The 21,440-nt window shown below is 72.5% G+C and carries 19 protein-coding genes and 1 pseudogene; 7 read left to right on the top strand and 13 right to left on the bottom strand.

Annotated features, from left to right (window positions below; all coding sequences use genetic code 11):
• Window positions 1-152 precede the first annotated feature (152 nt).
• Window positions 153-560, top strand: a complete 408-nt coding sequence (locus AQJ84_RS11960; protein ID WP_030043114.1) for an MmcQ/YjbR family DNA-binding protein — start codon at window positions 153-155, stop codon at window positions 558-560.
• Between the two features lie 255 nt (window positions 561-815).
• Here the strand turns inward: AQJ84_RS11960 and AQJ84_RS11955 are convergent, their stop codons facing one another.
• Both AQJ84_RS11955 and AQJ84_RS11950 read right to left on the bottom strand, forming a co-directional pair.
• On the bottom strand, window positions 816-1,229 hold the full coding sequence (locus AQJ84_RS11955; RefSeq protein WP_030043115.1) for a PIN domain nuclease: 414 nt from the start codon (window positions 1,227-1,229) through the stop codon (window positions 816-818).
• Window positions 1,226-1,441, bottom strand: a complete 216-nt coding sequence (locus AQJ84_RS11950) for a type II toxin-antitoxin system VapB family antitoxin (RefSeq protein WP_030043116.1) — start codon at window positions 1,439-1,441, stop codon at window positions 1,226-1,228. Before AQJ84_RS11950 ends, AQJ84_RS11955 begins: the two co-directional genes overlap by 4 nt.
• A 383-nt stretch (window positions 1,442-1,824) precedes the next feature.
• Here AQJ84_RS11950 and AQJ84_RS11945 point away from each other — a divergent pair, with 383 nt between their 5' ends.
• Both AQJ84_RS11945 and AQJ84_RS11940 read left to right on the top strand, forming a co-directional pair.
• Window positions 1,825-2,718: an alpha/beta hydrolase gene (locus tag AQJ84_RS11945; RefSeq protein ID WP_030043117.1), complete on the top strand. Its 894-nt coding sequence runs from the start codon at window positions 1,825-1,827 to the stop codon at window positions 2,716-2,718.
• Between the two features lie 758 nt (window positions 2,719-3,476).
• Window positions 3,477-6,038 carry a glycoside hydrolase family 32 protein gene (locus AQJ84_RS11940; protein ID WP_059198815.1) on the top strand — a complete coding sequence of 854 codons (2,562 nt, stop codon included), beginning with the start codon at window positions 3,477-3,479 and terminating at the stop codon, window positions 6,036-6,038.
• A gap of 17 nt (window positions 6,039-6,055) precedes the next feature.
• On the opposite strand, the pseudogene AQJ84_RS44075 reads toward AQJ84_RS11940, so the two are convergent.
• The 3 genes and pseudogenes from AQJ84_RS44075 to AQJ84_RS11930 form a co-directional block, all read right to left on the bottom strand.
• A pseudogene (locus tag AQJ84_RS44075) lies at window positions 6,056-6,142 on the bottom strand (DNA-binding response regulator); the annotation flags it as partial.
• 12 nt (window positions 6,143-6,154) lie between these two features.
• The gene (locus AQJ84_RS11935) at window positions 6,155-8,956 is read right to left on the bottom strand and encodes a tetratricopeptide repeat protein (protein ID WP_053190311.1); all 2,802 of its coding nucleotides are present in this window, start codon (window positions 8,954-8,956) and stop codon (window positions 6,155-6,157) included.
• The gene (locus tag AQJ84_RS11930; protein WP_030043753.1) at window positions 8,946-9,410 is read right to left on the bottom strand and encodes a hypothetical protein; all 465 of its coding nucleotides are present in this window, start codon (window positions 9,408-9,410) and stop codon (window positions 8,946-8,948) included. The genes AQJ84_RS11935 and AQJ84_RS11930 overlap by 11 nt, the downstream gene beginning before the upstream one ends.
• A 172-nt stretch (window positions 9,411-9,582) precedes the next feature.
• Between AQJ84_RS11930 and AQJ84_RS43015 the strand changes: the two genes are divergently transcribed.
• Window positions 9,583-9,837 carry a hypothetical protein gene (locus AQJ84_RS43015; RefSeq protein ID WP_128092352.1) on the top strand — a complete coding sequence of 85 codons (255 nt, stop codon included), beginning with the start codon at window positions 9,583-9,585 and terminating at the stop codon, window positions 9,835-9,837.
• Window positions 9,838-9,859: 22 nt separating this feature from the next.
• Here AQJ84_RS43015 and AQJ84_RS11925 read toward each other — a convergent pair whose 3' ends face one another.
• The 3 genes from AQJ84_RS11925 to AQJ84_RS11915 form a co-directional block, all read right to left on the bottom strand.
• Window positions 9,860-10,732: an LLM class flavin-dependent oxidoreductase gene (locus tag AQJ84_RS11925; protein ID WP_053190310.1), complete on the bottom strand. Its 873-nt coding sequence runs from the start codon at window positions 10,730-10,732 to the stop codon at window positions 9,860-9,862.
• 136 nt (window positions 10,733-10,868) lie between these two features.
• Complete coding sequence (locus AQJ84_RS11920) at window positions 10,869-11,414, bottom strand: hypothetical protein (RefSeq protein ID WP_225877400.1); 546 nt, start codon at window positions 11,412-11,414, stop codon at window positions 10,869-10,871.
• 138 nt (window positions 11,415-11,552) lie between these two features.
• Complete coding sequence (locus AQJ84_RS11915; protein WP_053190309.1) at window positions 11,553-12,254, bottom strand: ANTAR domain-containing protein; 702 nt, start codon at window positions 12,252-12,254, stop codon at window positions 11,553-11,555.
• Window positions 12,255-12,440: 186 nt separating this feature from the next.
• Here AQJ84_RS11915 and AQJ84_RS11910 point away from each other — a divergent pair, with 186 nt between their 5' ends.
• Window positions 12,441-12,794, top strand: a complete 354-nt coding sequence (locus tag AQJ84_RS11910) for an STAS domain-containing protein (protein ID WP_225889089.1) — start codon at window positions 12,441-12,443, stop codon at window positions 12,792-12,794.
• On the top strand, window positions 12,791-13,732 hold the full coding sequence (locus tag AQJ84_RS11905) for a sensor histidine kinase (RefSeq protein ID WP_030043746.1): 942 nt from the start codon (window positions 12,791-12,793) through the stop codon (window positions 13,730-13,732). The genes AQJ84_RS11910 and AQJ84_RS11905 overlap by 4 nt, the downstream gene beginning before the upstream one ends.
• Before the next feature lie 90 nt (window positions 13,733-13,822).
• Here AQJ84_RS11905 and AQJ84_RS11900 read toward each other — a convergent pair whose 3' ends face one another.
• From AQJ84_RS11900 to AQJ84_RS11885, 4 genes are all read right to left on the bottom strand, one after another.
• Window positions 13,823-14,860, bottom strand: coding sequence for a rod shape-determining protein (locus tag AQJ84_RS11900; RefSeq protein ID WP_030043745.1), 1,038 nt, complete (start codon window positions 14,858-14,860; stop codon window positions 13,823-13,825).
• A gap of 601 nt (window positions 14,861-15,461) precedes the next feature.
• The gene (locus tag AQJ84_RS11895; RefSeq protein WP_079022598.1) at window positions 15,462-16,877 is read right to left on the bottom strand and encodes a carboxyl transferase domain-containing protein; all 1,416 of its coding nucleotides are present in this window, start codon (window positions 16,875-16,877) and stop codon (window positions 15,462-15,464) included.
• Window positions 16,870-18,333 (bottom strand): acyl-CoA synthetase, encoded by a 1,464-nt coding sequence (locus AQJ84_RS11890; protein ID WP_030043744.1) that lies wholly within the window; start codon window positions 18,331-18,333, stop codon window positions 16,870-16,872. Before AQJ84_RS11890 ends, AQJ84_RS11895 begins: the two co-directional genes overlap by 8 nt.
• A 285-nt stretch (window positions 18,334-18,618) precedes the next feature.
• On the bottom strand, window positions 18,619-19,698 hold the full coding sequence (locus AQJ84_RS11885; RefSeq protein WP_053190307.1) for a MerR family transcriptional regulator: 1,080 nt from the start codon (window positions 19,696-19,698) through the stop codon (window positions 18,619-18,621).
• A 133-nt stretch (window positions 19,699-19,831) separates the two neighbouring features.
• Here AQJ84_RS11885 and AQJ84_RS11880 point away from each other — a divergent pair, with 133 nt between their 5' ends.
• Window positions 19,832-20,704 (top strand): ATP-grasp domain-containing protein, encoded by an 873-nt coding sequence (locus AQJ84_RS11880; RefSeq protein WP_030043742.1) that lies wholly within the window; start codon window positions 19,832-19,834, stop codon window positions 20,702-20,704.
• On the opposite strand, the gene AQJ84_RS11875 is transcribed toward AQJ84_RS11880, so the two are convergent.
• On the bottom strand, window positions 20,694-21,284 hold the full coding sequence (locus tag AQJ84_RS11875; protein WP_053190312.1) for a hypothetical protein: 591 nt from the start codon (window positions 21,282-21,284) through the stop codon (window positions 20,694-20,696). The two genes, AQJ84_RS11880 and AQJ84_RS11875, sit on opposite strands and share 11 nt — an antisense overlap.
• Window positions 21,285-21,440: the final 156 nt, after the last annotated feature.

Here is a 21,440-nt window from a genome sequence, read left to right as displayed (position 1 = left end):
CCGGAGTGTCGCTTGTCGACCATCACGTGTCCGCAGCCTACCGCCCTTCCCGTTGGCGTCGACGCAAGGATGGGACTGCCACCGCGCCCCGTGGCGCGCCCTCCGCCTCCTTCGATGCCACAGTCCGTCACCACCCGAGAAGGCCCCCACCCATGAACGGATCGGCCCTGCACCAGACCGCCGCCGACTGCGCGGAGGAACTCCCCGGAGCCCAGCTGGAGTACCCCTTCGGCCCCGACTGGGAGGTCTACAAAGTACGCGGCAAGGTGTTCATGCTGATGACCGAAGTCCCGGGGCGTCCCGTCGTGATCCTCAAGGCGGACCCCGCCGAGGCCCACGCCCTGCGGGAGCAGTACAGCCACATCACCCCCGGCTACCACATGAACAAGAAGCACTGGATCACCCTGGAGAGCGGAGAAGGCGTCGACAAGAAGCTGATCGAGGAGCTCGTTACGGACTCCTATCTGCTCGTCGTCGCCCGTCTGCCCAGGGCCGAGCGGCCTGTCGACCCGCACACCTACGGCACCGGCACGCGAGCGGCCCGTGAACACGGCCGGTGACCGCCTCCAGGACACCGCCCGCCAGGCGGCACTGGCCCTCCCCGACGTCAGCCACGGACCTTTTCGGTGCCCGGGCCACCCGGCCCCCGTTGGACCCGGAGCTCGCGCCCGTCGAGGAGGCGCTGGGCGCTGTTTTCCGACCCTGTCGGAAGAGACCCTGCCAGGATCCGACGGCAGCCGGCCGACGGGTTCTCCGGGCGGAACCGGACCCCAGGGCACTCCTTGTTGACGCCCGTCCGTGCGATCGCGCGGACTCTACTGCCTGAGGTCGATCATGCGGACCGGCTGCCCCGTCGTGCGAGCAATGGTTTCGAAGTCGCGGTCGAAGTGGAGCAGGGTGAGGCCTGCTTCTGCCGCGGCGGCGGCCACCAGGAGATCGACGGGGCCCGCACTGCGGTGTTCCCCTTTGGTGGTCAGTTGTTCCTGGACGATGCGGGAGCGGCGGTAGATGCCGTCCGGCATGGGGCACCACATGTAGTGGGCGTCGAGTGCGGCCTTCAGTCGCGCGCGGTCCGCGGCTGAGCGGGCGGAGTAGAGGACCTCGAGTTCCGTGATGTCGCAGATCGCGACGAGGCCGGCGCCGATCCTGTCGTCCCACTCGGTCGTGTTCTGGCGGAGCAGGACGCGGGCGAGGGCGGAGGTGTCGATGAGGTAGTCGGCGACCGTCACGGCCGGTACTGGTTCTTGTCCAGGAGAACGTCGATGTCCAGGGCTCCGTCGGTCACCAGTTGCCGGGCGTCCTCGAGTGCGCGCAGGCGCCGGTAGCGGGCGGTGACCTCGCGTAGGGCGGTGTTGATGGTGTCGCGCTTGGTGGTGGTGCCGAGTTCCTTGGCGGCTTCTTCCAGCGCCTCGTCGTCGAGGTCGATCACGGTGCGGCTCAAGAGGGCCTCCTCATGCACACTGCGGCGTATATCAATATACATGATCGATTGTATATCGATGGGCTCGCGTGTGTTGCCCTACTCGGCGTCAGCTGCTGCCAGCTGATCGCGCATCACGGCCTCGATCGCCGCGGCGTCGCCTGTCGCGGGCAGGGGTCGGGGGGTCTCGTCGTCGTTTTCTCGACCTGATGTCGTGCTCGACCGCCACAGAAGTCCTTCGATCTCTGGGTGCTTTTCGCGCGGTGCCGGTGACGCCGTTCACGGCCGTCATCGACTCCCGTGCGGTGCGCGGTCGGCTCGCGGTTGCCCCCTTGCGCGATCAGCGACGAGCCTCCATTATCAGGAATCCTGATACTTTAAGTTTGTAGCGATGGGGTCCCGTCATGTCATTCAGGCCCAGAATCCAGGCCAGAGGGGTCCAGCTGTTGCTCGGCCGAGTGATGAGCCGCGTGCACAAGGATCTGCGCTTCACCGACATCCCGAAGCGCACGGAATCCATCCGGGTGGAGACCCGCGCCGGACTGGTGACGTGCACCGTCTACCGCCCGTCGGCCGAGGCTGCGGCCCCTGCCCCCGTGTACGTCAACTTCCACGGCGGCGGGTTCGTGATCACCCGCCCCCAGCAGGACGACCACATCTGCCGCTACATAGCCGCCACGGCCGGCTGCGTGGTGATCAACGTGGACTACGCCGTCGCCCCGCAGCGGCCGTACCCCGTACCCGTCACCCAGGCGTACGACGTCACCGCCTGGGTGGCCGAGAACGGCACCGCCAACAACTGGGACGGTTCACGACTCGCCGTGGGCGGACACAGCGCCGGGGCCAACCTGACCGCCGCGGTCTGCCGCACCGCTCGGGACCGCGGTACCTTCACGCCCCGCCTCCAGATCATCGACTCGGCACTGCTCGACCAGGTCGCCGACCCGGCCACCAAGCAGTCACCCATCGTCAAGCCCCTGCTCACCCCTCAGCTCATGCGGATCTTCACCGCCGCCTACGTCTCTGATCCCGCCGACCTGGCCCATCCGCTGGTGTCGCCCGGACTGGCCGACGACCTCGCCGGGCTGCCGCCCGCCCTGGTCATCACCGCGGAGAACGACCGCCTGCGCGACGAGGGCGATGCGTACGCCAAGGCCCTGGAAGCCGCCGGCGTTCCGGTCACCCACCGTTGCTTCGAGGGTGTCGACCACTACTTCACCCACACCGGCCCGGTACCGGCCGGGAAGGAGGCCATCGATCTGATGGCCACCACCCTGCGCACGGCACTCACCGCCTGACCCCTGACAGGGGCCGACAGTCCTTGGGGCGACACGCTGCCTTGGTGACACCTATCGCTGCGGCTCACCGGCCACCGGACCACCGGACTCCACGAGTTCAACCTGAGTAAGGAGGGACGTGGAGGCGCTACGGTTCCGCGTGTGAAGATCCGAGGGTGGGCCGGCTGTGGCGTCACCGCGGTGGTCATCTGCGGGGCATTGACCGGGAAGCGACGAGCCGGCGAACGGGGAGACAGAGGCTGAGTCGATCGCGACGCTGATTCCAGCGGTGTCGGCGGAGCGGATGGCGAAGTCGACCGTGGCGGCCTTGAGGCTCTGCCCCGCGTGGGCAGAGCCTCTGCGTGCTGGAAGTGGAATCCGCGGGCAACGCGCACGCGCGCGGTCCAGGGTGGCGGCGGGGTTCGCCCCCGACGACGCCCTGTGGCCAGGGAGTTCCGCCTGTTGGCCCCAACGGTCTGACCTGCTCGGTTGCCGGGAAGGTCCGCTGGCGCAGGGCCGGTTGGGGCGGCTCGCGACAGCCGCCCGCCCGTGCCGGAACGTCGAGCCCTCAGGAATCGCGTTGCTCCCGGGCTGTTGACGCATCGGCCGGATCGCCTCCATTATCGGGCCACTCGATGTCATCGATGACACAAGTCAACGATGACATTCCTTGCCGACCGCCGTGGACGACGGCGCTGCAAGGCACGACTTCTCGGTCGGTCCGCGCCGGCCGGCCGGCAGGCTCGGCCGCGCTGACGGCCCGCAGCACAGGAGACACTATGAGCTCTGGACGTGTACCCCGGCATGCCCGCACCCGGATGATCGCGGCGGTGGCGACCGTCTGCGCCCTGTCCGCAGCCCCACTGGCTCCTTCAGCCGTCGCTGCCGACACCCCGCCGTACACCGAGACCTACCGGCCCCAGTTCCACTTCACGCCGGAGAAGAACTGGATGAACGACCCCAACGGCCTCGTGTACTACAAGGGCGAGTACCACCTCTTCTACCAGTACAACCCGAACGGGAACTCGTGGGGCGACATGTCCTGGGGGCACGCGGTGAGCACGGACCTCGTGCACTGGACGGAGCTGCCGCTCGCCCTGTCGCACGACGACGAGGAGATGGTGTTCTCCGGCAGCGCGGTCGTCGACTGGGACAACACCACCGGGTTCGGCACGAAGAACAACCCGCCCATGGTGGCGATCTACACCAGCCACGCCAAGGACACGAACGTCCAGGCCCAGTCGCTCGCCTACAGCACCGACCGGGGCCGGACCTGGACCAGGTACCAGGGCAACCCGGTCATCGACATCGGCTCCAAGGAGTTCCGCGACCCCAAGGTCCAGTGGTACGAGCCGACCAAGAGCTGGCTGATGACGGTGTCGCTGTCCACCGAGCACAAGGTGCGGTTCTACTCGTCGAAGAACCTCAAGGACTGGGACCTGCTCAGCGAGTTCGGGCCGGCCGGTGCGACGGGCGGGGTGTGGGAGTGCCCCGACCTGTTCCCGCTCGCGGTCGACGGGGACAAGAGGAACATCAAGTGGGTGCTGGTCGTCAACATCAACCCCGGTGGTATCGCGGGCGGTTCGGCCGCCCAGTACTTCGTAGGCGACTTCGACGGCGAGAAGTTCACCGCCGACGACAAGGGCACCTACACCCCGCCCGCCGGCACGGTGGTGCAGGACTTCGAGAACACCGACTTCGGTACGTGGACGACCACCGGCACCGCCTTCGGTGACGGACCGGCGGCCGGGGCGGTGGCCGGGCAGGGGACCGTGGAGGGCTTCGACGGCCAGGGCCTCGCCAACAGCTTCCACTCGGGTGACGGCAGCACCGGCACCCTCACCTCACCCGAATTCACCGTGGACAGCCCCTACCTGAACTTCAAGGTCGGCGGCGGGCGGCATCCGCACGAGTCCGGAACCGTCATGGAGCAGGGGCCGCCGCCCGCGGGGACGGTTCTCGCCGACTTCGAAGGCGGCAGCTACGGCGACTGGACGGCGACCGGAGACGCCTTCGGCTCGGCACCGGCCGCCGGCACCCTCCCCAACCAGCAGGAAGTCTCCGGGTACCTGGGCAGAGGCCTGGTCAACACCTTCCTGAACGGCGACTCCACCACCGGCACCCTCACTTCACCCGAGTTCACCATCGACAAGAAGCACGTCAACTTCCTCATCGGAGGCGGCAACCACCCCGCCGGCTCGGCCGACCCCACCGCGCTCGAACTCGTCGTCGACGGCGAAGTGGTGCGCAGCGCCACCGGAAGGGACGGCGAGGCGCTCAACTGGGCGTCCTGGGACGTCGGCGATCTCACCGGCAAGCAGGCGCAGATCAGGATCGTCGACGACAACACCGGCGGCTGGGGCCACCTCAACGTCGACCACATCGTGCTGTCCGACGCCCAGGCCCGGCCCGTCTCCCAGGAGACGTCCGTCAACCTGATCGTCGACGGCCAGGTCGTCCGCAGCGCCACCGGCGCCGACAGCGAGAGCATGGACTGGGCCTCCTTCGACCTGCGTCCCTACGCGGGCAGGAAGGCGAAGATCCAGATCGTCGACATGAACAGGGCCGGCTGGGGCCACATCCTGGCCGACCGGTTCACCGAGGCCGACACCGCCGCCAAGTCCGTCGTCCAGCGCGCCGACTGGGCCGACTACGGCAAGGACTACTACGCGGCCGTGTCCTGGGAGAACGCACCCGGCGGCAAGCGGTACATGATCGGCTGGATGAACAACTGGGACTACGGCGGCGCGATCCCCACCTCCCCCTGGCGCGGTGCGCAGAGCATCCCCCGGGAGATGGCACTGCGCACGATCGACGGCCGGATCCGGCTCACCAGCAAGCCGGTGGGCAGCCTGGAATCCCTCCGGCAGCCGCAGGCGGTGTCCGCGTCCGGCGTCACCGTCAAGGACACCTCCCAGGCACTGATCGGCCCCGCGGCCGAGGGCAAGGCCCTCGACATCGAGGCGACCTTCTCCCTCAAGGACGCCGACCGCTTCGGTCTGAAGGTCCGCACGGGAGCGAACGGCGAGGAGACCGTCATCGGCTATGACACCACGGCCCAGGAGCTGTACGTCGACCGCACCAACTCCGGCGCCGTCGACTTCAACAGCACCTTCCCCGGAATTCAGACCGCGCCGCTGAAGGCCGAGAACGGCAAGGTCAAACTGCGGATCCTCGTCGACTGGTCGTCCGTGGAGGTCTTCGGCGGCAGCGGCGAAGCCGTGATCACCGACCAGATCTTCCCCGACCCGGTCAGCCAGGGAGTGCAGGTCTTCGCCGAGAACGGCTCGGTGAAGCTGGACAAGGCCGTCGTCTGGCACCTCGACTCCGCCCGCGACTGAACCCGGCGCGAGAGCACGAGCAGTCCGGCCCGCCGCGCCGGCAGCGCGGCCCGCATCCGGCTGGTCACCCGCAGCTTGGTGAGGGTCGCGCTGACGTGGTCCTTCGCACCCGGGGCTCAGCGTGTCCCGCGGCGGTGTCCGGTCCGCAGGGTGCTGAGCGTCAGGCGGGGGCGGAAAGTCCTCAGCAGGTGCTTCAAGGCGCCGAAGTAGGGCTTCAGAGCCAGGTCGTTGTCCTCGTCCAGCAGTCTCCACATGATCCTGGCCAGGCCCGCCCAGGTTCGGAGAGCGGCGGTGAGGCGACCGGCTCGCTGTTGTGCGGCGGCGAGGGCGAAGAGGATCCTGAGCCCTTGGTCGAGGCCGTCGTCCTTCGGCAGCCCGGCCAGGATCCGGGTGTACACGGCCATGGCCGTCTCGGCTCCTGGCGTGTTGCCAACGGGCAGACCCAGGTCGCTCAGTGCTCTCCTCTCGCACCACGCGTCCTCCAGCTCGTGGTAGATGCCGACCGCTGCGGCGGAGGCCTCCACCGCTCGCGGCCGTCGGCGGCCGCTTCTCAGCGTCGTGGCGAGGCGTTCCAGTGCCTCGGCCTCCTTGTGCCGGTCGCCGCGGGCCCGGAGCAGCGCGAGCTCTCGTTCGTGCACCTCCGCTGCCTCGGTGAGGCGGCCGGCCGCGCGCAGTGCGGTGCCGAGGTTGTCCAGCACCCTGAGCAACGGGCCTTCCTCGTCGTGCTCCTCGTGGATGGCCGCCGCCCCGCGATGGGCCGCGACGGCCTCGTCGTACCGGCCGAGCTGCTGGAGCCTGTTGCCCAGGGCGTTCAGCGCCACGGCCTCCAGGGCGCGGTCGCACACCTTGTGGCAGATCGTCACGAGTCTCTCGTAGTTGTCCACCGCCTCCTCCGGGCTCATGTCGCTCACCGCCCACAGGTGCTGCATGGCGATGGCCTGGTGGTGCTCGTCGCCGCGCTCCTGGTAGAGGACGAGGGCGCGGCGGTACGTGTCGACGGCTTCGATGGACCGTTTCATCGCGAACAACGTGTCGCCGAGACGCATGAGTTGGAGGCCCTCGGCATGCCAGTCGCCCACCTCGGCGAAGTGCCGTACGGCCTCGGTGAGCACGTCGGCGGCTTCCTCGTACTGGTGCGTGTCGCGAAGCGTGTCGGCAAGGCCCATGAGTGCCTTGCCGATGCCGCTCTGGTCACCGAGTTCCTGACTGAGGGCCAGGCTCTCGGTGTGGGCCTTCGCGGCTTCCTCGAACCTCTGGGCCCGCCGGAGCGAGGAGCCGAGGTTGGTGAGTGCCGCGGCCTGGCGCTGCCGGTCGCCCCGCGCCCGGCAGATGTCCAGGCCCCTGATGGCGGCCTCCACGGCCTCGGCCAGTCGCCCACAGTGGGGGAGGGCCTCGCTCAGGAAGTGCAGGGCGGTGGCCTCACAGCAGGGATGGCCGATCTCACGGGCGCAGTCGACGGCGAGCTCCGCGGCGGTCACCGCGTCGGCGGCGTAACTGCCCCGGCTCAGCAGGAACAGCCGCAACTTCTCCTGCAGGTCCAGTACCGCACGCGGGTGTCCGGTGGCCGCGGCCCGGGCGATGAGCGCCATCAGGTTGGCCCGTTCCTCCTCCAGCCACCGCACGGCGTGTGCGCGGTCCCGGAAGTCACCCGGCAACGGGCCGGCGGCGGAGTTGTGCAGATGGGCGTTGGCCGCGTGCGCGAGTTCCCGGCAGTGCTTCAGCAGGCGGGTGAAGGCGGCGCTCCGCCACTTGGCACTGTCGTGTTCGACCAGCGTGGCCGCGTAGACACGGAGGAGGTCGTGCATCCGCCAGCGTCCCGAGCCCACCGGCTGCTCCGCCAGCAGTCCGGCTCTGGCGAGCGCGGCAAGGGCGTCCCGGGTCCGGGCCCGTGGCCGTCCCCACAGTGCCGCCGCCGCGTCCGTGCTGATGTCCGGGCCGGGATTGAGCGCGAGTTGCCGGAACAACTGGCGGTGGTGCGTGGGCAACCGCTGGTAGGAGAGGCGGAACGCCGCCTGGACCGCCGTCGTGTGCCCGCCGTCTTCGTAGCACAGTACGTCGAGGCGGGTGTGGGCGTCGGCCAGTTCGGCGGCGAGGGCGGCGATGGGCCGCCCCGCGTCGGTGGTGAGCAGGGAAGCGGCGATCTGCAGGGCGAGCGGATGGTGGCCGCAGTGGGCGGCGAGCTGGGCGAGCGCGTCGGCCTCCCGCCGCGGGCGCGGATCGTCGGGCCGGGCGGACAGCAGCGCCTCGGCCAGCAGGTCGGTGGCGCCGCGCGGCGTCAGTTCGTCCAGGCCGATCAGCCGAGCCCGCAGAGAGGGGCCGGTGAGCAGGTGACGGGACGTCACCAGCAGCCGGTGCTCGGAGCGGGCGGGAACGAGACGCTCGATCTGCGCGGCGCTGGACGCGTCGTCGGCGATCAGCAGCACCGCCCTGCCCTCGTCGGCGAGCCGGTTGAGCGCGGCCTGACACAGGGCCGCCTGCTCGTCCGGTGTCGTCGCGTCGTCCACGCACAACGCCCGCGCCAGCGTGCCGACGGCCTCCTCCGCGCCGACCGGCCCGCCCGGATCGTAGCCCCGCAGGTGAAGGAAGACGGCGCCGCCGGGGAACCACCCCCGAGCCATGGCCCGGTGGGCGGCATGGAGGGCCAGAGCGGTCTTGCCGATGCCGGGCAGCCCGGACAGCACCGAGACGACGGTGGCGGCCCGCGCACGGGACGAGGGGGCGAGCAGCGCCAGGACGGCCTCGGCATCCTTCTCCCGGCCCGCCAGGTGCGTCGGCTCCGCGGGGAGCCGCAGCATCGGCGAGGGGTCCGCGGCGCCCGACGCGCAGACCACGTTGCCGCTGCCGCTGACCTGGATGACATGGCCGTGTCCGGAAGCCGTGGCGGCCTGTGCCTGCCCGGCCCTGCTCCTACCGATCACCGCGCTCGGGACCCGCCGTGCCGTCGTTCCCGCCGACCTGGGTGACACGGGACCGGCCCGATGCCGTGGCGCGCTGCGTCACCCGGCCGGGGCGCTCTCGGGGAGCGGCGTGCCCCCGGCCTCGGTGCCCCGCGACCTGGGTGACCTGGGCGGCATCCGACGCCGTGGCCCCCTGCCGCACCGCCTGCCCGTCGGTTCCGGGCGGGTCCGGCATCTCCGGCGAGCGGTTGTCCGGAGGAAACGAGCCGGGACGCCCCTCCGACCCCGCCCACCGGGCGGCCGCCGCTCCGACCAGCGTGGCCACCGTCGTCGCGAACGCCGTCGCCACCAGCCACCGGTCGGTCTCCGCCCGGGGGAGGAAACCGAACGGCGCGGCCCGTGCCGACCACAGACAGATCAAGAACGAACCCGCCCCCGCCAACACCGCGACGGCCCAACGCCTTGCGCGCTGCATGCGTTCTCCCTTGTCTCGACGCGTGGCGTCAGAGTCGCAGCGAGATACGGCCCGCCGGGAGAAAACACGGAAAGCACGGACAGAGCCTCCCTCTTCGGGGTATCTCCACTCCTGAGCCGGGTCCACGGCGGCGCCGCCGGGTCACGGCGGCGGGGGCCGGACGGCGTCGGCGTTGGCCGACCGAGCGCTGGACGAGGAATCGGTCAAGGAATCGGGCAAGGAATCGGTCGCGGTGTTCCACGCGGGCGTCCGGCTGCGGCTGCGGCCGGGACCGGGGCCGGATCCGGTGTACGCACAGGGGCTGCCCGACCCGGGCGACCCCGCGCGCCGGGGCGGCCCGGGCGGGACGGCTCCCGCCGGACCGGCGCCGTGCGCGGGACGGCCGCCGGGTTCTCCCTGCCTCTCCCTGCCTCTCGCTCTCGCGTGACGCGCGCCGGTGGCTGTGGGGCTCAGCGGCCGAGGGCCGCCAGTACGGACTGCAGCTGGACGAGCGGCTCGGGGCCGATGAAGCGGAGTACGACCGTGTCCGCCCCGGCCGCCTCCAGGTCGTGGATCCGGGCGGCGGCCTCCGCGGGCTTGCCGGAGACCGTGAACACCTCCTCCTGCGGGCGGCCGAGCCAGGCGCCATGGCCCTCGGTGTGCGGGTGCAGTGCCTCGGCGACGCGATCGGGGTCCTCGCCCACGCAGCAGAAGGACAGCACCGTCAGGGTGTGGTCGGCGTCGGCCCCGCCTTTGGCGGTCAGCGCCCGGGTGTTCTCCAGGTCGCGCGGGCCGTGGCCCTCGGCGATCAGCGTGCCGTCCGCGACCCGGCCGGACAGCTCCAGCGAGCGCGGCCGGACGACACCCGCGACCACCGGCGGCGGTTCGGCGGGAGGGTGCACGAGCTTGACGCCGTCCAGCCGCACCTCGCGGCCCTCCAGCTCGACCCGCTCCCCGCGCAGCAGCGCGCGCACCGCGGTCGTCGTCTCCTCCAGCAGGGCGAGCGGTGAGCGCGGCGCCACACCGACCGACTCCATCCACTCACGCACCCCGTGACCGATGCCGGCGACCAGGCGGCCCGGGAACACCCGGGCCAGTGTTGCCAGTTCCATCGCCAGCAGGGCCGGGCTGCGCAACGGGGCGGGAGTGATGCCGATGCCCACCCGGAGGCCTTCCGTCGCGCCCAGCGCCACGGCGGCCGCCGACACCCCGCCGTTCCAGCCGAGGTCCTCGACCACCCACAGGTCGTCCACGCCGAGCGCCTCGGCCTGCCGTGCGAAGCCGGGCAGCCCCTCGGGAGCCCAGTCGCGGTCGTACATCACACCGATCCGAAGGTTCGTCATGGTTGTTGAACCTATGGTCCGGCCGGGTGTCGATCAACGGCGTATTCGGACTGCGGGCCGACGGCCTCGGACCGTGGGACGACGGCCTCGAACCGGGGGGCCGACGGCTCCGGTGGCGGGGGTGACGGTCGATGGGTCAGGCGGCGGCCGTCCGGAAGGTCTCAGCGGTCTGCGTCTCGTGCAGATCCTCCAGCGTGCGCAGCTGCGTGCGGGCGCGCCCCAGCAGGGCGTCCAGCCGGGCGGCGTCGAGGCGCTCGTCCTCGTCGGCCAGGCGGCGCAGCGTCTCCCATCCGGCGGCCTTGGCCGAGACGCCCAGCCGCAGTGCCTCCAGCTCGACCAGCGAGGTGAGCGGGGAACGGCGTACCAGACGACCGTTGGTCTTGAGGCGGCCCGCCTTCTCGGCCAGGCGGCCCGCTGCGAGCTTGTACCGGTGCACCGGGACGTCCAGCTGTCGCATGATCTCCAGGAGACTTGCGCGGTCCTGGGTGATCTCGACGGCGAGCGGGCGCACGGCGGCCGAGATCACCGGGTCCTGCTCGGCCTCGGCGAGATACCGGGCCCGTTCGACGCCGGCGGTGGCGCCGGCGAGGTGGTCGTTGAGGTAGATCCCGAGCAGGTCCTCGCGGGTGTCTTCGTGGGTTTCCTCACGGGTTTCGTCGAGGTCGGCCGTTTGGTTCTCCATCGGGTCTCCCTTCGGGGCGGACGGTCACTTCACGGGTGGGGCACCGCCCGGTCACGGGTCGGGCACCGCCCGGGTCTCGGGTCGGGCACCGCCCGAGTCACCCCGATCGGCGCCGCCACACATCGCCCGGAACGGGGGTCAGCGTCCTCGACGGGTGACCGCAGTGCGCAGGGCCGTGCGGACCTCCTCCGGGGGCGGCGGGCCGTTGGTGCCGGTGCTGGTCGTGATCGCCGCGGCGACCGTGCGCAGCTTGGTGTTGGAGAGCTGGGAGGCCTCGCGCAGGATGATCCAGGCCTCGTCGGAGGTGCAGGAGTGGGTGGCCATGATGACGCCGCGCGCCTGGTCGATCACGGGCCGGGAGACGATCGCCTGGCGGAGCTGGTCGACCTCCTGCTGGAGTCGGCGCACCTGCTCCGCGCGTTCCAGGGCCGTCGGCACGAAGGGGACGGGCGGGTCGTGCGGCTCGGGGGCGGACGCGCCGTCCCGGGCGTCCCGGGCGTGCAGCGGATCGGTGGTGTCCAGACCGGCCAGGCGCAGGATCCGGCGCGGCTGGACGTCCCAGTTCACGGTCGTGACCGGTATCCCGTGCCGGTGACCGTAGTCGCCGAGGGTCTCCAGGAACTGCAGTCCCGCCGTGTCCATGAAGGTCACGGCGGTCATGTCCAGCTCCACCCGGCCGGTCCCGGCCGGCAGCCCGGCCAGCGCCTCGGCCAGAACGGCCGCGCTTCCGTGGATGAGCTCACCGCGCGGAGCGAGCACGGCTCGGTCCGCGTCCACCCGGCTCTCGATGACCAGGGCGTTGAGCCGCCCCGCGAGAGGTGTGTGTGCCGCTGAGGTCATGTCCCCGCCTTGTCGAACCCCGTCTTCATGACATTGCGCGCCCCCGTCCGCCGGACCGGTAGGTTGGGACCCGGCGGTGCTGACTGAGCGCCTGCCCGCCGTGCGGCGTACTACACACTGTCCACACGTATGCCGGATGCGGTGCGGGGTATGTGCGATCCCGTCCGGGAAGAATGGGGAGACGGCGTGGCCATCCGGTACCTGGCGCCTACCGGGACCGCGGGCACGGTCCCGGAGCTGAAAGTGTCCCCGCTGGCCGAACGCAGCGGCCTGCGGGTGGTGGGGGAGGTCGGTCTTGCGACGTACGAGGTGTGGGAAGGTGCGCTGGAACAGGCTGTACGCGGCGACGGGGACGTCTACCACCTGGAGCTGTCGTCCGTGACCTTCGTCGACGTCGCCGGCACCGGTGCGCTCGCCGCGGCCGCCCAGCGGATGGGCGACGGCCGCCGGATCGTGCTGAACCGGCCGCCTCACGCACTGCGACGCGTGCTGGAGATGTTCTGGCCCGACCTTTCGTCGATCGAGGTGTCGATGTCATGAGTGCCGCGGCCGAACTCCACGAACCCTTCGTCCACCCCGCCCTCTTCTACGGCGACGAGCGCGAGTACCTCGCCGGCACGGTGTCCTTCGTGCGCGCCGGGCTCGAGGCCGGGGACCCCGTCGCGGTCGCCGTGCCCGCGGCGAACCTCGCCCTCATCCGGGACGGGCTCGGCGCGGACGCCGACGCCGTACGGCTGCTGAACATGGAGGAGGCCGGGCGCAACCCCGGCCGGATCATCCCCGGTGTGCTGCGCGCCTTCGCCGACGCCCAGCCGCCCGGCCGCCGCGTGCGGATCATCGGCGAGCCGATCTGGGCGGGCCGCTCGGAGACCGAGTACCCCGCCTGCGTCCAGCACGAGGCGCTGATCAACGCGGCCTTCCAGGGCCGCACGGTGAGCATCCTGTGCCCCTACGACGTCCGGGCCCTGGCCCCGCAGGTCATCGCCGACGCGTACGTCACCCACCCCACCGTCATCCACGCCGGCTCCGGCCCCGAACTGGACAGCGGGGCCTACGACCCCGACCAGATCGTCGCCCGCTACAACGAGCCGCTCCCGCCCGTCGCCGACGTCCCGCCCTGCGACTTCGACGCGGAGTCGCTCTCCCAGACCCGGCACATGGCTACGGAGGTGGCCGCGCGGCTCGGCCTCGAAGGCGTCCGGCTGCAGGACCTCGCCCTGGTCACCGCCGAACTGACCACCAACAGCGTGGTGCACGGCGGCGGTTCGGGCTCGCTGCGGATCTGGGCCGACGACACCTACGTGGTCTGCGAGGTCCACGACAAGGGCCGCCTCGTCGACCCCCTGGCGGGCCGCCGCCCCGCGGCCCGCGACCAGCGCGGCGGCCGGGGCCTGCTCATGGTCAACCTCGTCGCGGACCTGGTGCGGGTGCACACGGACGAGGACGGGACGACGGTGCGGTGCTGGTTCGTGCGGTGAGCCGGCCGGCAGCGGGCTTTCGCCCGGGACGCGGCTCGGCACGCTGACAGCGCGACCGGGCGTGACCGGGCGTGACCGGCGCCGCCGGGTTCAGGTGGCCAGCGGGTCCAGGACCAGCGGCTCGATCTTGCCCTCCAGCATGTAGCCGAGACCCTGGGCGGCACACACGTCCGGCCGTTCCGCGATGTGCACCGGCATGCCGGTCGCCTGTCGCAGCATCTGGTCGAAGCCGGGCAGCAGGGCGCTGCCGCCGACCATCATGATCCCGCGGTCGGCGAGGTCGGCCACCAGGTCGGGCGGGCAGTTGCGCAGCACCCGGCCGATGCCGTCCAGCACGGCGGTCAGCGGGGTCTCGATGGCGTCCCGTACGGCGGCGGTGTCGACCTGCACGGAGCGGGCGAGGCCGGTGGCCACGTCCCGGCCGTGGATCTCGGTGGACGCCGGGCCCTGCGGGGTGAGGCCGTTGCCGGAGAGGGCGAGCTGCAGGGGCCGTACCGACTGGCTGGGCAGCATCAGCTCGTGCTCGTGACGCAGGTGCTGCACGATCGCGTGGTCCACGGCCTCGCCGCCGACCGGGATGCGCTCGGCGGTGACGATCGAGCCGAGGGAGAGCACGGCGACCTGGGTGGCGGCGGCCCCGCACACCATGATCATGGTGGCCTCGGGCCGCTCGACGGGCAGTCCGCAGCCGACGGCGGCGGCGATGAGCGTGTCGACCAGTTCCACCCGGCGGGCCCCGAGCCCGACGAGGGTCTCGATGGCCGCCCGCTGGGCCAGCGGGTCGGCGTCGTGCGGGGTGCAGGCGGCGGCCCGCAGACGGGGCTTGCGGCGCAGCGCGCGGCGGATCTTGTCACCGAGCAGGTGCCGCAGCATGCGCTGCGCCATCTCGATGTCGACGACCGTGCCGCCGGAGACGGGCCTGACCACACGGATGTAGTCGGGCGTACGACCCGTCATCTTCTCCGCGAACTCGCCGACCGCGATCAGCGCGCCGGTACGGGTGTTCACGGCGGCGGCGGACGGCTGGTCCACGACGAGCCCTGCCCCCTTGACGTACACCCGGGTCCGCGCCGCCCCCAGGTCGACGGCGAAGTGGCAGCGGCGCAGCTGCTCCAGACTGGCGGTCATGGCAGGTCCTCCCGAGAGCACAGACCGTGGCGGCCGCCGGCTGGCCGGCCTCTTAGGCATCGTGCGGGGGGCGGGGGAGCGGGCGCGCCTTGTGGTGGGCCGGGCGGGGTGCCGCTGAATGGGGGTTTCTCTCCGTCAGGTCGAATACCGGCGTGGGAAGCCGGGGGAATGAGGGGTCGTCAGATAGCCCGGGCGGACCCCGGCAGGTGGGGTGAGCGACGGCACGGTGATCTCGCGAAGTGGAGGCGGGCGCGGCGGGAGAGTGCCGGGCGCGGCGGGAGAGCGCCGGGCGCGCGGCGGGCAGGCGGGGTGCCGCGGTGTCAGCAGGGTGAGATCGTCGCTGCGTCCGCGCCCACCCGCCAGGGGAGGCGGTACGGCTCCGCTCCGCGGTCCGCACATTCACGGCTTCCCGCATACGCCGGCCAGGCCCACGCGACCGACCAGCCGTAGCGACCACCGGCCGACCAGGCGTAGCGTCCACCGGTTCACGGGCCCACCGGCCCACCGGCCGACCGGCCGACCGGCCGACCGGCCCACCGGCCCACCGGTCCACCAACCAGCGACTCCGGCCCGGTCCGCCCGGCCGCCGTACCGTATCCGCTCACCGTCCTCTCGGACGCTGGATCACCCCCAGATCGGCCAAGTCCTGCGGACGAATGCGCAGTTGGTCGGCCGTGGTCTCGACCTCCGTCGGTGGGCGCTTCAGGATCGCCGCCGCGAGTTCGGGTGCGATGACCGAGAAGTAGCTGTCCGGCGTGGCCCAGGTGTTGCCGGGCGCGGCGAGGGCCAGGGCACCACCCGAGCCGCCCTCGCCGATGACCAGCGTGGTGACCGGCGTGCGGGCCGTGGCCACCGCGTCGAACACGTCCGCGATGGCGGCGCCCGCGCCCTGCCGCTCCGCGTCCGCGTCGTTGGCCGCGCCGGGCGTGTCCACCAGGGTGAGGACCGGGACGCCGAGCCGGCCCGCGAGGCGGATCAGGCGGGCGGCGGTGCGGTAGCCGGCGGGGCGGGTCGCCGTGCCGGTCTGGGCGGCGTACGCGACCGTACGGCCCTCGCGCTCGCCGAAGCCGCACAGCATGCCGTCGGGGTCGGTGCCGCCGCAACGATCGCCGCTGATCGGAAGGCGGTGGGCGAAGTACGCGTCCAAGTAGGCCTCGGCACGCGGACGTTCGGCGGCACGGGCCCGTTGGACCGCCTCCCAGCCGGTGGCGGGAAGACCGGTGGCCCCGAGGGCGGCCGGGACCGGGGCGGGGGCGACCTCCGAGGGAGAGCCGAGGGCGATCTCCAAGGGAGAGCCGGGAGCCGCGGCGCCTGGTCCCGAGGGCGCCGGAGTCGTCCCCGCCGTCCCGCCCGTCAGCAGCCGCAGCCACCGTCCCAGCGTCTCCCGCAGCTCCGCCAAAGGCACCACCGTGTCGGCCGCGCCCGCCGCCACCTGGGCCTCGGCCGTGTACGCCGCCGGGTCGGCGTCCGGCGGCCGGACCCGGGAGCCCGCGAAACCGACCTGGGCGCCGGGCAGCGCGAGGATCACGTCGGCGCCCGCACCGAGGGTGGCCCAGCCGCCACCGGTGGTCGGGTCCCGCAGGACGGCGATCTGCGGCAGGCCGGCCTCCCGGGTCAGGGCCGACTGCCGTGCCACGCGCTGGAGTTGGGTCAGCGCGAGCATGCCCTCCTGCATGCGGCTGCCGCCGGTGGCGACCAACGGCACGACCGGCAGGCGGTGTTCGCGGGCGTGGCGGTACGCCGCCTCCAGCCGGTCGCCGGTGCGTTCGCCGAGCGAGCCGCCGAGGAAGCCGAACTCGAAGGCGATCAGGACGGCAGGGGTGCCCTCGACGTGCGCGGTGCCGCACACGACGGACTCCGTCTCGCCGGTGCGTTCGGCGGCGCGGGCGTGCGAGGCGTCGTATCCCCGCCAGGCGAGCGGGCCGTCCGGCGTGGACTCCCGGGCCGGGTGGGGAAGTTCGGAGAAGTCGTCGGTGACGGCGGCGAGGATCTCGCGAGCCGTGGCGCGGTCAGTCACGGGTCAGTGCCCGCTTCATGATCTTCCCCATGTCGTTGCGGGGCAGGCCACCGAGGTAGTGGACGATCCGCGGTCGCTTGTGCGGGGCGAGACGGCTCGCCACATGGTCGGCCAACTCCTGTGCCGTCGGCGGCGACTGGGGGTCCGCAGGCACGATCCACGCCACGATCCGCTCGCCCAGGTCCGGGTCCGGTTCGCCGGTCACCGCGGCCTCCCGCACCCCCGGGTACTCCAGCAGCGCGTTCTCGATCTCACCCGCCCCGATCTTGTAGCCCCCGCTCTTGATCAGGTCCGTGGCCTTGCGGCCGACGATGCGGACATAGCCGTCGGGGTCGCGCACCGCCATGTCGCCGGTGCGGAACCAGCCGTCGTCGGTGAAGGCGGCGGCCGTGGCGTCCGGCCGGTTGAGGTACTCGGTGAACAGGTTGGGGCCGCGCACCTGGATCTCGCCCACGGTCTCGCCGTCGTACGGCGTGATCGGCGAACCGTCCTCCTCCACGAGCCGCAGCTCCACGCCCGGGAGCGGGACGCCGACGGTTCCGGCGCGCGGCTCACCGTCCGCCCGCACGCTCGTGTTCATGAGCGTCTCCGTCATGCCGTACCGCTCGATCACCCGGCGGCCGGTGGCGGCCGTGATGCGCTCGTGGTCGTGCACGGGCAGGGCGGCCGAGCCGGAGACGAGCAGCCGGGCGCGGCCCAGCGCCTTCGCCAGCCCCGGGTCGTCGGGCAGGGTCTGGGCGATGCGGTGGTACATCGTCGGCACGCCGAACAGCATGGTCGCGCCGTCGTGCAGCTCCCGCGTGACGCCCTCCGTGCTGAACCGGCCCAGATGACGGACCGAACCGCCGCGCCGCAGCGGGCCGAGGACGCCCAGGACCAGGCCGTGCACGTGGAACAGCGGGAGCCCGTGCACGAGCACGTCGTCGCCGGTCCACTGCCAGGCGTCGGCGAGCGCGTCCAGGGTGGCGGCGATCGCCCGGCGCGGGATGACGGCGCCCTTGGGCGGGCCGGTGGTGCCGGAGGTGTAGACGACGAGGGCGGGGTGCTCGTCGGACGCCCGCGCGCCGGGGGCGGGGTCCGGGGTGAGGGCGGGGCCGGTGGCCCGGACGTCGACGTCGACGCGCTCCAGGTGGGCCAGCGCGGGCGGGAGTTCGTCACCGGGGGCGGCCAGCACCAGCTCGGGCGCGCTGTCGGCCAGGATGTGCCCGAGCTCCTTCTCCCCGGACTTCGGGTTGAGCGGGACGGCGGCGACGCCGGCCTCCAGCGCCGCAGGCACCGCCACGGCGGTCTCCAGGGTGGGGGTGGCCCACACGGCCACCCTGCCCGCCCCGCCGATCCGTGCCGCGAGGGCACCGGTGGTGGCGCCGAGCTCGCCGTACGTCAGGGAACGGTCGCCGAACCGCAGGGCATCGCGCCCCGCCGGGCCGACCGTCAGGGCCGGGAAGAGAGAGGACACGCGTCGTACTCCTTAACTGTCACCGAGCCAACTGTCACCGAGCGCGGCCTACGCCCAGCCGGGCACGGCCTACCCTCAGCCGGGCACGGCCTACCCTCAGCCGGGCACGGCCTACCCTCAGCCGGGCACGACCATCACCAGCCACGCCACCGCGGGTACCACCGCCACCACGATGCCTCCGTACACCATCAACTGCCTGACGAAACGCCCTCGGTCGGCGCGCGGCGTGACCCGCCGGTCCACGAGGCCGATGCCGGCGGCGGCGCTCGTGCCGCCCGCCGAGGCTCAGGCCACCCCCTCCACCACCCCCTCCACCACGTCCGCCACCACGCAGCTCACGTTGTCCGGGCCGCCGTTCTCGTTCGCCTCCCGGACAAGCGTGAGGACGGCCTCCTCCGGGGTCGGGGCGGCGGCGAGGAGGGCGCGGACGCGGGCGTCGGGGACGACGGTGGGGAGGCCGTCCGAGCACAGGAGGTAGCGGTCCCCGGCGAGGGCGTCGTGCAGTCGCAGGTCCGGGGCCGCCGGAGCGGTGGGCGGCAGGGCCTTCAGGAGCAGGGAGCGCTGCGGGTGGGCCGTGGCCTCCTCGGGGGTGAGCCGGCCCTCGTCGACCAGCGACTGGACCAGCGTGTGGTCGTGGGTGATGCGGAAGAGGCCGCCGTCGCGCAGCAGATAGACACGGGAGTCGCCGATGTGGACCAGGGCCAGCCGGGATCCCGTCCACAGCACGGCCGTCAGGGTGGTGCCGATGTCGTCCGCGCCCCCGGCGACGTCCCGAACGGCCTCCGTCGCGCCCCGCACCGCGTCCTCCAACAGGTTGAGGACGTTGCCCGCCGGCACCTCCTGGGTGTCCAGGAACCTCAGCGCCTCCACGGCGGCGCTGCTCGCGGGCGCGCCGGCCGGGCCGAAGCCGTCGGCGACCGCGAGCAGTCGGGTGCCCGCGTAGGCCGTGTCCTGGTTCTCGGGGCGGACCCGCCCCCGGTCCGAGTGGGCGAAGTAGCGCAGTTCCAGCATGTCGGTGTCCTTCCTCGGTGTCTTGGTCAGGTGGTCCACGAGGAACGCGACGAGATCCCGCCGCACGGCCGTCTGAGCCTCGACCCGCGCCCAGTACGCGCGGATCTCCCGGGCGGCGGCCGGCGGCCCGAGGGCGCACACCTCCCGGATCAGGGCCAGCGGCATCCCGATCCGCCGCAGCCACGCGACCAGCCGCGCCCGCTCCAGCTGCTCGACCGCGTAGTACCGGTATCCCGTGTCGGGGTCGACCCGCGCCGGGCGCAGCAACTCCAGCTCGTCGTAGAGTCGCAGCGCCTTGGGCGACAGCCGGGAGGCCTTCGCGAAGGCGCCGATCGTCAGCAGGTCCGTGCGCATGTGTACCCCCGGGTTCGTCCGTTCCCGCCACCGATGCTGGGGCTTCACCGAAGGGGAAGGTCAAACGGGTTGCCGTGGTTGCGGGCCGGGCGGTTAGCCTGCCAGCCGAGCCGTACGAGAAAGGGAGCCCACCGTGCCCCGAGTCGCCCTCGTCACCTACGACCCCGGGCCGCAGCCCGGCAAGGACGCCGATCTGCCCGTGCTGCGGGCGGCGCTGCGCGCGGCCGGCGCCGAGACCGACATCGTGTTCTGGGACGACGCCGGCGTGGACTGGGCGGGCTACGACATCGCCGTCATCCGGTCCACCTGGGACTACAGCTGGCGGGCCGCCGAGTTCGTGGCGTGGGCGGAGCGCTGCGCCAAGCTCACCCGCCTGGCGAACCCGGCGGACGTCGTGCGGTGGAACACCGACAAGCGCTACCTCGGCGACCTGGCGGCGGCCGGAGTGCCCGTCGTCCCCACCGGCTATCTCGCGCCCGGCGACCCGGCCGACCTCCCCGACGACCGCGAGTACGTCATCAAGCCGGCCTCCGGCGCGGGCGCCCGGTACGCAGCCCGCTACGCGCCCGAGCAGCACGAGACGGCCGTACGACACCTCGCGCACATGCACCAAGAAGGGCTCACGGCGATGGTGCAGCCCTACATGCGTGGCATCGACGCGGGCGGTGAACGCGCGCTCCAGTTCTTCGGCGGCCGCCTGCTGCACGCCAGCCGCAAGCGGGCCGTCCTCGCCCCCGGCACCGCCTTCGACGCGGACAAGGTCGCCCACCCGGGACTGGAGCCCTGGACCCCGACCCCGGCCGAACGCTCCGTCGCCGAGCGTGCCCTGGCCGCCGTACCGGACGCGCGGGAGGTGTTGTACGCCCGGGTCGACCTGGTGGACGGGGAGGACGGCGAGCCCCTCGTGATGGAGCTGGAACTGGTGGAGCCGAACCTGTTCCTGTTCCTGCATCCCGGGTCGGTGCCGGCCGTCGTCGAGGCCGTGCTGGCGGCGGCTACCCGCTGACCGCCACCCGCTGCAGCAACCCCCAGGTGAACTCGGCGACGACCTCCCGCCGCACCCCCTGACCGTCCGGGGCCGTGAAGGCCAGGCCCCATCGGGTCGGGGCCGACCCCTGGAGCGGGCGGGCGGGGGCGAAGGCGCGGGCCGCCTCGTCGACCGTGCAGGACCAGGGCATGAGGTCGTCGAGGGTCCGGAGCGAGGGGCCCGCCGCACCCGGAGCGCGGATCAGCCATTCGTTCCAGACGGCCCCGTTCGGGGCGAGGAGGACCTCGAAGCGGAGATCCGGCCAGAGCGGGAGCGGCCACAGGCGGGCCTCGCACTCCAGGTCGCCGATCCTGCGGCTGAGGACCGACTCGGGCGGCCCCAGGACCGAGCGGTAGCGGGCGGCGGCGGTGCGGGAGCGCGGGGAGCGGACCATCGCCTGCCAGCGCCGGTTGGCCTCGCGCATGTCCGCGACCGAGACGCCCAGCTCGTGGCGGGCGTCCTCCACCAGGCCGGGCTGGTGGTCGGCCATGCGGCGCAGCAGCACCAGTTGGAAGTCCAGCGGGGTGAAGGGCCTGGCGGGGGTCTTTCCGGAGGGCATGCGCACCATCGTCCCCCACCCGGTTCGGTCGGCGCTTCGTCGGCGCTCCGCCTCCGGGTGCCTAGGCCGGTGGCGAGGAGACGACCGTGCTCAGCCCTTCGGGCCTCCGCGCGCTCGCCCCCTCGCCACCGACGCACCCTCCGGCTCCGCGCGGTG

The sequence above is a fragment of the Streptomyces resistomycificus genome (assembly GCF_001514265.1).
GTDB lineage: Bacteria > Actinomycetota > Actinomycetes > Streptomycetales > Streptomycetaceae > Streptomyces > Streptomyces resistomycificus.
Note: the sequence above shows the minus strand (reverse complement) of the source record. Positions and strands in the feature narration are given on the sequence as shown.